Origin of the sequence: Enterococcus pallens ATCC BAA-351, assembly GCF_000407485.1 — a bacterium.
GTDB classification, from domain to species: domain Bacteria; phylum Bacillota; class Bacilli; order Lactobacillales; family Enterococcaceae; genus Enterococcus_A; species Enterococcus_A pallens.
Genome location: NZ_ASWD01000002.1, coordinates 71,692 through 84,638 on the forward strand (window position 1 = coordinate 71,692; position 12,947 = coordinate 84,638).

A 12,947-nucleotide genomic window follows, 5' to 3' on the forward strand; every position below is an offset into this window, starting at 1 on the left:
TATAACTTGTTCGATCCCTTTCACTCACTTAATGATTAATTTTTGCAATTGTGCCTTAATTTCCTCTTCATCTGCTTCAGCTGCTAAAAGTGCGCTTGCTGTATAAGCACCTTCTACGAAAGCAGTATCAAAAAGCTCCACTTTTTTTTCAGTCATTTCTATTGCCATTTCCAAATTCATCTTTGCACTGCCTAAATCATAAAAGGCAAACAGTTCATTACTTTCATTCTCTTCAATAGCCTGAAGAATCTTTTCCATTGAAGTACCTGTAGAGCCATCCTCGAGACCGCCCGCCGTAGTAATAGAGACTCCTTTTGCCACTTCACTGATCAAGCGTTTTAACCCTTCCGGAATTTCAGTTGTATGAGATACCAGCAAAATACCTTTAGTCATCAAATACACCTGCCTCTAAAAACGACTCAAAAAGATAGACCGAAGACATCGCTCCAGGATCGATATGGCCAATTGAACGCTCTCCTACATAAGATGCTCGACCTTTAGTAGCTTTTAAGTCTTTCGTTTTTCCAGCGAGCTCTTGCAGTGCAGCCTCTGTCAGTTCACCTGCTTTTAGCAAATCAATAGCCGGAAACCATACATCCAGCATTGTTTTTTCGCCTAATGCTGAATTTCCACGCTTGGCAATTCCAGCTGCTGCAGCTGTCAGCAATGTAACAGGATCATCTGAATCTTTGCTGGCCTTCATCATTTCCATCATAGCTGTCCCATACAAAGGTCCGGAAGCTCCTCCTACCTTACCAATGAGTGCCATTGCGGAAGCTTTAAAGATTGCAGGTAAATCTCCATCTAGATTAGCAGCCATAACAGCCTCTAATCCACGCCCCATATTATTTCCATGGTCGCCGTCTCCAATAGGTGTATCTAATTCGCTCAAGTAATCCTTCTTAGCTTGAATTTTTTCATTAAACAGTTGCAAAGCAGTTCTTAAATTATCAGGTGTAAACATGGCTTCCTCCTACTTTTCCTTTTTTTGCTTGGATCGAATAATTTTACCAAGCGATGGTATGCACAGGCTCGTTTAAACAGCGCAAACGATCGTCAGTCAATTTGATCATCGTTACTGAAGCTCCAGCCATATCTAAAGAAGTCATATAGTTGCCAACCTTAGAAAAATCTACTGTGATTCCATCAGCTTCCAATAAGTTTTTGACATCGTTAAAATAAATGAATAGCTCCATCAACGGTGTAGCCCCCATACCGTTAACAAACAGTCCATAGCTTTCACCTGATTGCCAGTCAAACTCAGCTTTCAACTTACTCACGATTTCTTCAGCCATTTCACGAGAGGTCTTGATTTTTTCGCGACGATACCCGGGTTCTCCATGGATCCCCACTCCATATTCCATTTCATCCTCTGCTAAAGTAAAGCCAGGTTTTCCGACTTCTGGTACGGTAGCTCCTGATAAAGCGATTCCAATTGTTTTAATATCGGAAACCAACTCTTTCCCGTACTCAGTGAGCTCATTAAGATTTTTTCCTTCTCGTGCCAACGCTCCTAAAATTTTGTGGACTAAAACTGTTCCAGCAACACCTCGTCTGCCTTGGGTGTACGTACTATCTTCTACTGCAATATCATCATCTACTAAGACTGAAGCCACTTCAATGTCTTCAATTTCAGCCAAGTCCTTAGCCATATCAAAATTCATCACATCACCGGAATAATTTTTTACGATCATTAAGGTTCCTTTGCCTTTATCTGAAGCTTTGATTGCTTCAAAAACCTGATCAGGCGTTGGTGAAGTAAAGACCTGCCCGCAAACTGCTGCACTTAACATTCCATCTCCAACAAATCCAGCGTGAGAAGGCTCGTGCCCGCTTCCTCCTCCACTGACTAAAGCAACTTGGTCAAAATCATCTGTTCGGGATACAACTAATGTTTCTGGAATTTGCTTTACGTAGTCAGGATAAGCGCTTACTAATCCAGCTACCATCTCTTCGACAACATCCTTTGGTTGGTTAATAATCTTCTTCAATGTAATTCCTCCCTTTTTGTTTTGCTTCTTTTATTTTATCACTTAGCTCCTTAAACGAGAAGTTACAAGAGTTTATTAAACAAAATTCTGTTACTAGACAAAATAATTTGCTACAACAGCTAAAAAGAAGCCCGAAAAAATGATTGGGTATCACTTTTTCAGGCTTCTGTATTAAATAGCAAATAATTCAGTTGAACATTCTGGATCGGTATCATAAATATTAAACTGGTAATTTACACCTAAATCATAACGAGTCAAGGTTTCCTCCATCGTCATATGAGCTAATTCTTTCATATTGTTCTCTTTACTCAAATGACCCAAATAGATTCGTTTCGTATTATCACCAATAATATCCGTCATTACTAAAGCACCATCTTCATTAGATAAATGACCACGATCACCTAAGATTCGCTGCTTTAAGCTCCACGGGTACGGTCCCATGCGCAGCATTTCTAAATCATGATTGCTCTCTACTAAATAGGCATCCGCATTTCTAATCGTCCCACGAACATGATCGCTGGCATACCCCGTGTCTGTCAACATAACAAATGAACGACCATCTTTATAGAAACGATAAAACTGAGGTGCTGCTGCATCATGAGATACACCAAAGCTTTCAATATCCATATCCCCAAAGGTCAGCACTTTACCCATTTCAAAAATTTGCCGCTGCTCCAAAGCAACATTTCCGATTAAAGGAGCCATTGCCTCCCAAGTTTTTTCATTCGCATATACAGGTAATTTATATTTCCTAGCCAAAACACCAACACCATGAATGTGATCACGATGCTCATGAGTGACTAATATCGCGTCTAAGTCTTCTGGCTTACGATTCACTTCCGCCAGTAATGAAGTTATTTTCTTTCCGCTCAATCCAGCATCCACTAAAACTTTCTTTTCAGCACTTTCTAAGTATAAGGAGTTGCCGGTACTTCCGCTGGCTAGAACACTGATCTGAAAGGCATGATTCATTTCCAACATAAGTGATTGTCCTCTCTTTTGTAAAACTGCTCTTAGTATACAACCCTTTTTATGGATTTTCCACCTTTGATACCGAATTATTAGAAATAACCTGATTGCTAATAGCATTGACCTTTTCTATCTGAATCACTTTATCCGCATTTTCAATCCGAACAAACCAAACAGGCACATATACATTCTTTTCTTGAACCTCTAATGTCCGAAAATAACCTAAATAGATTTCCTGAATCGTGGAACCTGGTGGAATGTTATTGTTGATGTACAAGGTGTTCAGGATCTCTTTTTCCGAATAAAGGCTCATTTTTTCTCGTAAAGGTTCAATCTCTCTTAACAAAGTTTGTGTGTAGTCAGTCACCTGTGTCGTATCATCACTCGTAGTTTCAACATTTAAGGTCACTCGAGAAGTTTCATCAATAAAAGGAATTCCTTCATAGGTTTGAGCACCTACAATTTTAGAGCCCTCGTCATCTTTTTTAGAAATGCTTGGAACGTACATATATTGATCACCCGACATAATGAATTCAGGATCACGCATCAGCTCATTAAAGCTTTTCTTCACTTCTTTTAAATTGAACTCTCTCGTTTCTAAAGACTTGCTGGTTAAAATTTTATCAGACACATAGGAAGAATTCCGAATAGCTGCATTTTGTTCTTGGTCTAACCGACTATATAACTCATCTTGTTCAGCGCTTAAATAATAGCCTTCAAAGTGCTGATCAGATATTGTGCCTTTATAATGAATATCATCATTTTGCAGGCGTTGGGAGATATCTTCTCGTTGGTTGGAATTGGTTACTAAGCTTTGCTCGTGGCGACTGCTCCAGTAGATACTAAACAAAAACATATTGATTCCTAAGAAGGCGATAAAGAAGATCCACTCAATTTTGCGAAAATCCATTTAGTTCGCCTCCGTTTCTACGAAGTTGGGGTCCATTAAATAGTTAAAGGTATACCAATGCCCGTCGTATTTTATATACCATTCTGGATCAAGAGCGACTACTCGACTCACATCAGCTACATCTCGCCATGTATAACCAATAATATAGCTTTGAACCAAATTGATGTCTCGACCAGCATATAATAATGACTCCTCTATCGTGGTTGAACTAGGAAGTTCAACTGTCTCTTCAGCTGGAATTGGCACCTGGACAGTTTCCATACTGGTTTCAATTTTCACCTGACTTGACGGATTTTTAGGATCGACTGCTACTGTCATTTTCCCCTTTGGAGAAGGGCTGTCTAATTGACTAAAAATAGGATATCCCTCTACAAAAATTCGGTAGTTCACCTGATTATCTTGGCGATCAAAATACCTAAGGTTTCCAACTGCTGTACCTAACCGACTCACATAGCTGAAGGTTTGAGTATACAAACTTTGGTCCTGAAGCTCGCTAGGAAGTTCGCCAGAAAAACTAACCAATTTGTTGTCCTCATTCATGGTTAATTCTTCATGCCCGCTAACAAAAGTACGAGATTTATTCTCTTCCTCTTCTCCTTTAGCTTGTTCCGGATCTTGGAAAAAGGCATTACGAAACAGTGAGTAGGATTGCGTAGTTAAAATATAGCTGTACTTTTTCAATCGAACATTTTCTTGCGTTTGCATTAACCGAGGTACCATTTGATTCTCGGTCGTCATAGCTAAAAAGCGATCCTGATTTTCGTTGTAAATTGCTTTAATTGGTTCAAAGTCAGTAACAATCGAAGCTTCATACACTATATGCTTCTGATAATTCAAAAAACGAATTTTCTCATGTTCAAAGTCCAACTGAATTTTACCAAAAAGGATATGTTCCTCATCGTCAACTCCACTTAAATTCAACGGAATATCAAACACCTTGACATATTCAGCTAACGAAAAAGGCCCTTCATAATTCAGTTCCACCCCATTCGTCAGCTGGTAATAATCAGCCGATTCTTCTTCTGTATTAGCTACTACTTCCAATTGCCCATAGGTACTTTCAGTTAAGCGGGCTTGCAATGTAGCCAATAAATTTTCACTATTTGTTTGAAAATGCTGGCCATCTACATCCCAGATACCTCTCAATGGAAGAAAAGCATCAGTTGCTTTAGTATAATTTTGTTCATTATTTACTACCTGATTATTAGAATTTACGGTTGGCGTACGCCCAGCTGGACTTACCCAAATGGAGTAGGTAAAGAACAAACTTAGTAAAATCAGACAGATCAAAAGTCCACGCAAGATTTTTTCTGAGATTCTCATTCCCACCAATCCTCCTCATAAGGTTCATAAGGTAAAGAGAAAGAGAAGGTTGAGCCTTTTCCTTCAATACTGTCCACCCAAATAGATCCTTTGTGGGCTTTAATTACTTCTTTAGAAATGGCTAGTCCTAAGCCTGTCCCACCTTGTTTTCGTGCTCGAGCCTTATCCACCCGGTAGAACCGTTCAAAGACTTTCTCCAAATCCTTCTTAGGAATTCCTAAGCCTTCGTCAGAAATACTTAACACAACATTATTATGAGTTTCCAGAAGATGAACCGTAATTTTCCCGCCATCTGGGGAATATTTGATAGCATTGTTCATGATATTATCAATTACCTGCATAATTTTATCCGTATCAACTTCTACCCATAGATCACGCTCAGTAAAATCTCGAATAATCGTATATTTTTTGTCTTGATTATTAACCATCATGTCAAAACGATCCAGCACATAGTCCACCAGCTCATTGAAATTGACAAACTCTAAATCAAGCTGCTGATTTCCTGAGTCCATTCGAGAAAGATTTAACAGGTCGTTAATCATTCGAATCATGCGATCTGTTTCACCTAAAGTCACTTGAATAAATTCAGGGGCCACTTCTTTGTCTTCCCAAGCTCCTTCATCTAATGCTTCTAAATAACTCCGTACGCTAGTCAATGGTGTTCGCAATTCATGAGAGACATTAGAAACAAACTGACGTCGTTCCTCGGCAGTTTTTTCTTGTTCAGTAACATCGTGTAGAACTACTACTAATCCGCTGATAAACCCAGACTCACGACGAATCATGGCAAAATCGGCTCTCAGAATCATGCGGTCCTCTTCCTGATCAGATTTAGAACGATCCAACAGCAGCTCTTCCTGTGCTTCTAGTAATTTCCGCAGCGTATACTCTTCTTCTAAGTCCAGCAGGGTTAATATGGACTCTCCAATGGCCTCTTCGTTTTTTACATCCAATAGAGATAGAGCCATTTCATTAATAGTAATAACCTTTCCGCGACGATCTGTAGCGATTACTCCGTCAGTCATGTGGGTTAACACACTATCCAAACGGTTTCGTTCCGCTTCCATGGTGTCCTGAGCATCTTCGATTCGATCAGATAGCTTATTAAAGGTTTCTGCCAGCTGGCTTAGCTCATCATGACCATGAACCTCAACCTTATCAGAATAATCTCCCTGAGCAATTTTGATAGCCTGCTGCCGCATTTCTTCAATCGGTTTAGTAATGGAGCGTGCAACAAGTAAAGCCACCACCATAGAAATAACACCGGCTATTAAAGACGCGGTGAAAAAGATAATGGCCGTTTCACTTATTTCGGTATATTTCTGTTCAATATTGCTTTTAACATAAAGAGCCCCCAGCACGGCGGAATCGCCTGTCGGGGACTGAATTGGTTGAACATTGATATATACCCGTTTATTATTATCATCTAGTGCTACATATTGCTTCACAGTAAAGTCATCAATATCACTGTATTCGTTTTTCTTACCTACAATAGAATCTTTACGTCCTACATCGTTAGTCGCCTTTACAATTCCTTTGTCATCAACAACCCACATCTCCTGAATATCCGATGCATTATTGTTTTCTAACAACCGTTGTAGGCCTTCAGTACCTTCATCCTGAGACATTGTAGTTCCTAATGCGTTAGCCAGGTACGAAACGCGCTGATTCATATCTTTGGTAAAATTATTGACTGTTTCTTTTTCTAATCCACGAATAAAGTACGCACCGATAATTTCAATCGAAATCAATAGAATCAAGATAAACGAAAAAGCAATCTTGAAATTTACTGATTGAAAAAAACGGACTTTATTTTTCATTTAATTTATTACTCCTGTTCAGGGTTGCGCAGGTAATAGCCCACACCTCTTCTAGTTACTAAGTACGTTGGATGACTAGGATTGTCTTCAATTTTTTCTCTTAAACGGCGAACAGTTACATCGACTGTACGCACATCACCAAAGTAATCATAGCCCCAAACGGTTTGCAGCAAATGCTCGCGAGTCATTACTTGACCAATGTGTTTAGCTAAATAATGCAGCAGTTCAAATTCGCGGTGCGTTAATTCAATTGTTCCCCCACGCTTTGTTACCATGTATGCATCCGGATGGATCGTTAAATCACCAATAGTTAGATCACCTTGAGTAGAATCATCTTCTTCTTTAGGTGTTTGACCGCCACGACGCAGATTTGCTTTTACTCGTGCAACTAGCTCGCGGTTTGAAAAAGGTTTGGTTACGTAATCATCTGCACCTAGTTCCAAGCCCAACACTTTATCAATTTCAGAGTCTTTTGCTGTTACCATAATAATAGGCATATCATGGGTTTTACGAACCTCACGAGCCACTTCTAATCCATCTTTTTTTGGCAACATTAAATCAAGCAAAATCAAATCCGGCTGAACCTCTTCAACCTTCTCAATTGCTTCTTCGCCATCATAAGCGGTAAATACCTCATATCCTTCTTTCGTTAAGTTAAACTTAACGATGTCAGAAATCGGCTTTTCATCATCTACAACTAAAATTTTCTTCACTAAGCGTCACCTCAAACTTTTTCATCTAAATTATATGCTTCTCTATTATACCTTATTTCGAAAAGTGTTTCACCCTCTCGAGGTTTTCTGTCCTCTTCCTGTCTATCTTTTATGAAAAATTGAAAAAGTGCTTGGAAAACTTAATCACCATTTTCTAGTCACTCGAACAATAAAAACGAAACATTTTCTATACTTAACAAAAAAAAGAGAATGCGTATTCCATCTTCTAAACGTCAAAAGACGCCGACAGAATACCATTCTCGTGGGTTTGGCACCCAATGGGCCGTGAGGGGCTCGAACCCGCGACCCGCTGATTAAGAGTCAGCTGCTCTACCAACTGAGCTAACGGCCCAAATAAGCTACTCCAATATGTTAGCACTGGCGTTTTAAAATTGCAAGAAAAAAGGAGCAAAAAATTATGAAATATTCATGTGATAATTCCATCTGGTTTCGATAACTATATTGTATAATCTTATTGATTTTGTTAAAATAGATTTAGAAGGGGGTCTTATAATAGATGAAAAAAAATGAAGAACTGAAGCAATGGGCGGCTGCGCTGAAAGACATCCATTTACCGCGTTGGGAAGAACTCCCTGAACTGGAGCTTTATATGGATCAAGTAATCACACTGATTGATCGTTACCTTTCGCCAATCATTGAACCTGAAAAACATCACTTGCTCTCAAGTGCTATGGTTAACAACTATGTAAAGCATCATTTAATTCCTTCACCTATAAAAAAACGATACAACAAAAACCATTTAGCCTATTTAATTGCCATCACTCTAATTAAACAAGTGTTGACAATTCCGAATATTAAAGAACTCATTGTTATGCAGTTGGCCATTGAGGAGCCTAAAATAGCCTACAATACTTTTTGTCAAAAGCAAGAAGATTCTTTACAGCATGTAGCCGATTTAGTTTTATTAGAAGGAAAAACTTCCCCCACTGTTAAACAGTCGGATTATCGTTACTTGGCAGTAGAAAATGCTACTGCATCCTTTGCAAGCAAGTTGCTAGTGGAAAAAATCATTGAATTGGAGAAAAAAGATGACTAAAGAAAAAATTGCTATTTTAGTAGATTCAGGAACAGATACGCCACAAGAAGTTGTGGACAACGCCCCTATTTTCATGGTCCCTTTACGAATCATTTTTAAAGACAAAGAACTACTGGATCGTGTGGAAGTTAGTTCAGACAATATTTTTCCTCTGCTTAAGGAGGAACTACCTAAAACCTCATTGCCTGATGGTGAAATGATTACAAAAGTTTTTGATGAAATCAAAGCTCAGGGCTTTACTCATGTTATCTTTATTACGATCTCTAGTGGCCTGAGTGGTACCTTTAATGCGTTAAGAGTTTTAGCTGAAGATTATCATGACCTGACTTTCTATGGAATTGATACTAAAAATATTGGCATAGCAGCTGGTTTTTCAGTCATTTTGGCCGCCGATTTAGTTCAACAAGGAAAATCTTTTGAAGAGGTCATCGCTGGTGTCGAAGCATGCTTAACAAAAACCAAAGTATTTTTCAATGTAGACACTTTGGAATACTTACAACGAGGTGGACGAATTGGTTTAGTTGCCTCACTACTAGGTAGCGCTTTAAAGCTAAAACCAATAATCTCATGTAATGAAGATGGTATTTACTATACCGTAGCCAAAATTCGCGGCTTGAATAAAAGCTTTGATAAAACAATCCAAATTATCAATGACATGATCCATGAGCACAAACGCTTCAATTTAGCCGTTGCTCATGCGGATGCAATGGAAAATGCCATTAAGATGAAAAAGCGCTTAAAAGAAACTTTCCCAAAAGTAGAAAATATTTATTTTGGGCCAATATCACCGGCTTTGTCCGTACACACCGGACCAAATACTTTAGGTGTTGCTGTCCAGATTTTAGATTAAAAATAGATCACTCAAGAGAATTACAGGGATTTAAAAGCCTTGTAGTTCTCTTTTTTTCGACATTCTTTTCTGGTTTCTATTTCCAAAACCTTCCAATGTTTCAGCACATCATCTTCCTCCTAGTATTACCTCAATAATACTCAAAAACTATTCAGCAGGAAAAACTTTTGAAAAAGGACAATTTTATACTTTACAATCAGATTTCTTATGTTACAATAATATTACAGAAAGATTACAAGGAGTGAATGAGATGAAAAAAATTGTTTTGACTAGTTTGCTGGTATTAACCTTCCCAATTGCAGCGTTTGCTGAAACTTCCGAGTCCGTCCCTAATACAACTGAGTCTCGCCAAGAACAGACGGTTGAAAGTATTCCTGCTCCTGCAGCGGAAAAAATCATAGATTCTGATTCGACAACCAAAAGCACTGTTCCTAGTGTTGAAGAAGTGGCAGATGAAAAGGCAAAAACAACCAATTCTTCCGTTGCTGATCCTGAGCAAAAAGAGGCAGCTAAAACGAAAAATTCTACCACTCAATCATCAGGAACCAAAGAATCTGACGAACCAATTAAGGAAGAAACAAAAGTTTCTGAAACACCTGCTCCAGTTAAAAAAGAAGAGACAAAGGAATATACTCCAGCCGTCATCCGGGATCTTTTGACAAAAGATAATTATGGAATTGATCAAACAGAATTAACTGGATACACAGATGATCAGTTAGCGAATACCTTCAAATTATTTGAACGTTACAATTATGATGTGATTGGTATGGATATGGGCAGTTATGTTCGAGTATTGCGTATGGTCTATAAGGATAATGTCATTTCTTGGACAAATGCTGAAAAAGCTTTAGCTTTCAATCCTAGTCAGTACCAAACTACTGAGGACTTGATTAAAAATGTCGATCAACTATATAACTACATTCAAGTTCTTTATCCTAAAGGCAATGGATTTGCTGAATTAAGTCATTATTCTAAAGAAGAATTGGTGCATATTCTAAACCATCTTACACCCGCTCAAAAAGATTTGATTGCTAGACATGGCAGCTTATTCAGTGGCGTAGTCAACTGGATTCAAGCATCGTCTATAGGCAATGTCCCAATTGACAACGGTCCTAGAAAAAATGACAAAGTAACAAATGTAGCAACCAATAATAATCAAACGACTGAAGCACCTAAAAAAGCTGAACAAAAAGTTGAGCAACAAGCAGCGGTACAAAAGCAATATCCAAAAACAGGTGAACAGCGTACCATTTACTTAACTATCGTTGGAATGGTGGTAGTTGCAGCAACTGGACTGATTGCTTGGAGAAAGAAGCGAACTAGCCACTAATAGAGTATACAGACCTGTAACGGATTTTTGTGAAATATCCGCTGCAGGTTTTGCTTAAGTAGAAACGGTTTTCAACCTAAAAACACGGATCAATTTAACTTTGATCCGTGTTTCCTCTATTTAATATATAGCTAAGTGTGTTTTTAATTTCGATTGTCTGGGCTTAAATGGGTTGCTGCAAACAGTGCGCGAACAATTAAAGGCGTAATGATTCCAGCACCGATCATTTCAGTTACTCCATTCGTAAGTATCAGTGTTCCAAGGACCCTAAGCAAAGCAGATGGATTTACCCCATAGGCATCAGCAACACCATTAGTGTATAATAATCCCATAAGCGACAAGACTAAAACTGTATTAGTCAATGAACCAAAAATGGCGGCAATCACTGTAGCCATCGTCAGTTTATGATACTTTTTGTACAACCAGGTAAATAGCAGGCCGGCTACTAATCCAACTAAAATTCGTGGTAAGACTGAAACAATCGGATTAGTGAATACCAAGGTGTCTAAAGGATTGGTTGGAGAAGTAAATGCTCGAATCACGGTAAATATTCCCCACACCATTCCAATAAACATACCATCCTTGGTTCCTAAGACTACAGCAGCGATAATCACAGTAATATGAATAATGGTCAAGTCAGTAATACCTAATGGAATAAAGCCTAAAAATGGAACCATTGCTTGCAGAATGATCAAAGCCGTCAAGATCGCTCGAATCGTTAAGCGATATGTTTTATTTTTTGTATTCATTTTTTACAACTCCTATTTGCTCATTTTGATGACACACATGTCATTGGGATGATTATACATAAAAATGACACTCGTGTCATTAATTTATTTCTGAGGTGACATATGAAAAATAATTCAAATGAAGAACGGAAGCGTCAAAAGAGAGAAGCCATTTTGGAAAGTGCTCGTAATGTATTCGCTAAAAAGGGCTTAATTGACGTTACGATGAAGGATATCATTGATGCTTGCGGAATCAGCCGCGGCGGAATTTATTTGTATTTTGATTCAGTAGATGCAATTTTTATTGAGACAGTTAAACGCCGGAACAGTCGGAAATTTGATTCGATTCGCTCGGCAATTAAAGAGAATCAGCCCTTTGATGAATTGCTGGATACCTATTTTAATAGCCACAAAGAACGTTTGTTAAATTCCATCAACGATAGTATTCTGCGAGCCATGTATGAGTACTACTTTACCCATAAGTCGGAAGAAGATAGGGAATTTCAACAGGCTCAAATGGCAGCTACTAAACAGACGATTTACGAAATTCTGGAGCTAGGAGTCCAACAGGGTGTTTTAACTGATCAGCCGCTAGATACATTAGCCGAGAATTTTATGTTTGTGATTGAGGGATTAAGTGTGCTGGCTTTGATTGGAGATATCACCGAAGCCCAAATTGACAGTCAATTTTCCTTGATGAAATCCTTGTTGCCTAAAAATTTAAATTAAAGGTTATGATAGAAGTTCTTATCTTTGAAAAATAGTTGTGTCAATCATATCGTGTTCAGTAGCTGTGATGTCTTACGTTACGGCTACTTTACTTTGCTGCTGCCAAAAGGTGAGGAAGATGCAAAAGTATTTTGATACATTTACCTGAGTCTGAATGGATTCTTGCTTAGAAGTTTCTAGGAAGCATTGCTTTCCGCTTAGTCTTTACTTTACCACAAAGGGATTTTCACATAATGAGAAATGAAAGTTGATTTATTTAGACAATCCCGTTACTACACAAAAAAACTAGCTGTTGTTATTGAGGTTGTAATCACCACCCTTAGCCAATTGGAGAATTCTTTAAAATCTTCGGATGTAATTTTCCATGCTTGGGAAGTTTTATGTCAGCTGTTTAATGGCAAGTTGGCTAAATAGCTGGTTTTCACTTCGGGAGCAGCTGAATGCTTGATTGCTACTTTTGAAACAGAATATGCTGCTGATTTGGATTATCAGCTAGTGCGAGTGGTGCTTTAAAAACGCATAAAACA

At 38.4% G+C, this 12,947-nt stretch carries 13 protein-coding genes and 1 tRNA gene; 4 read left to right on the plus strand and 10 right to left on the minus strand.

Translation table 11 applies throughout. From position 1 onward, the window contains the following. Positions 1-24: 24 nt before the first annotated feature. From dhaM to I588_RS07055, 9 genes are all read right to left on the minus strand, one after another. The gene (gene dhaM, locus I588_RS07015; RefSeq protein ID WP_010755747.1) at positions 25-393 is read right to left on the minus strand and encodes a dihydroxyacetone kinase phosphoryl donor subunit DhaM; all 369 of its coding nucleotides are present in this window, start codon (positions 391-393) and stop codon (positions 25-27) included. Beyond that, positions 386-964, minus strand: coding sequence for a dihydroxyacetone kinase subunit DhaL (gene dhaL / locus I588_RS07020; RefSeq protein ID WP_010755746.1), 579 nt, complete (start codon positions 962-964; stop codon positions 386-388). The genes dhaM and dhaL overlap by 8 nt, the downstream gene beginning before the upstream one ends. Before the next feature lie 43 nt (positions 965-1,007). After that, positions 1,008-1,991, minus strand: coding sequence for a dihydroxyacetone kinase subunit DhaK (gene dhaK, locus I588_RS07025; RefSeq protein ID WP_010755745.1), 984 nt, complete (start codon positions 1,989-1,991; stop codon positions 1,008-1,010). A gap of 171 nt (positions 1,992-2,162) precedes the next feature. Further along, complete coding sequence (locus I588_RS07030) at positions 2,163-2,972, minus strand: MBL fold metallo-hydrolase (RefSeq protein WP_010755744.1); 810 nt, start codon at positions 2,970-2,972, stop codon at positions 2,163-2,165. Positions 2,973-3,021: 49 nt separating this feature from the next. Then, positions 3,022-3,870, minus strand: coding sequence for a two-component system regulatory protein YycI (locus I588_RS07035; protein ID WP_010755743.1), 849 nt, complete (start codon positions 3,868-3,870; stop codon positions 3,022-3,024). Then, positions 3,871-5,193, minus strand: coding sequence for a YycH family regulatory protein (locus tag I588_RS07040; protein ID WP_010755742.1), 1,323 nt, complete (start codon positions 5,191-5,193; stop codon positions 3,871-3,873). It abuts the gene before it with no gap. Beyond that, positions 5,190-7,013 carry a cell wall metabolism sensor histidine kinase WalK gene (gene walK, locus I588_RS07045; protein WP_010755741.1) on the minus strand — a complete coding sequence of 608 codons (1,824 nt, stop codon included), beginning with the start codon at positions 7,011-7,013 and terminating at the stop codon, positions 5,190-5,192. The genes I588_RS07040 and walK overlap by 4 nt, the downstream gene beginning before the upstream one ends. Before the next feature lie 8 nt (positions 7,014-7,021). Next, positions 7,022-7,726, minus strand: a complete 705-nt coding sequence (gene yycF, locus I588_RS07050) for a response regulator YycF (RefSeq protein ID WP_010755740.1) — start codon at positions 7,724-7,726, stop codon at positions 7,022-7,024. 279 nt (positions 7,727-8,005) lie between these two features. Continuing rightward, positions 8,006-8,078, minus strand: a tRNA-Lys gene (locus I588_RS07055). 165 nt (positions 8,079-8,243) lie between these two features. Between I588_RS07055 and I588_RS07060 the strand changes: the two genes are divergently transcribed. From I588_RS07060 to I588_RS07070, 3 genes are all read left to right on the plus strand, one after another. Further along, the gene (locus tag I588_RS07060; RefSeq protein WP_010755739.1) at positions 8,244-8,783 is read left to right on the plus strand and encodes a DUF1836 domain-containing protein; all 540 of its coding nucleotides are present in this window, start codon (positions 8,244-8,246) and stop codon (positions 8,781-8,783) included. Continuing rightward, entirely contained in the window at positions 8,776-9,633 is an 858-nt protein-coding gene (locus tag I588_RS07065) for a DegV family protein (RefSeq protein WP_010755738.1), read from the plus strand. The genes I588_RS07060 and I588_RS07065 overlap by 8 nt, the downstream gene beginning before the upstream one ends. A 250-nt stretch (positions 9,634-9,883) precedes the next feature. Further along, positions 9,884-10,963 carry an LPXTG cell wall anchor domain-containing protein gene (locus I588_RS07070; protein WP_010755737.1) on the plus strand — a complete coding sequence of 360 codons (1,080 nt, stop codon included), beginning with the start codon at positions 9,884-9,886 and terminating at the stop codon, positions 10,961-10,963. Positions 10,964-11,106: 143 nt separating this feature from the next. Here I588_RS07070 and I588_RS07075 read toward each other — a convergent pair whose 3' ends face one another. Continuing rightward, on the minus strand, positions 11,107-11,712 hold the full coding sequence (locus I588_RS07075; protein WP_010755736.1) for an ECF transporter S component: 606 nt from the start codon (positions 11,710-11,712) through the stop codon (positions 11,107-11,109). Between the two features lie 102 nt (positions 11,713-11,814). Here I588_RS07075 and I588_RS07080 point away from each other — a divergent pair, with 102 nt between their 5' ends. Further along, positions 11,815-12,420 carry a TetR/AcrR family transcriptional regulator gene (locus tag I588_RS07080; protein ID WP_010755735.1) on the plus strand — a complete coding sequence of 202 codons (606 nt, stop codon included), beginning with the start codon at positions 11,815-11,817 and terminating at the stop codon, positions 12,418-12,420. The last annotated feature ends 527 nt before the right edge of the window (positions 12,421-12,947 follow it).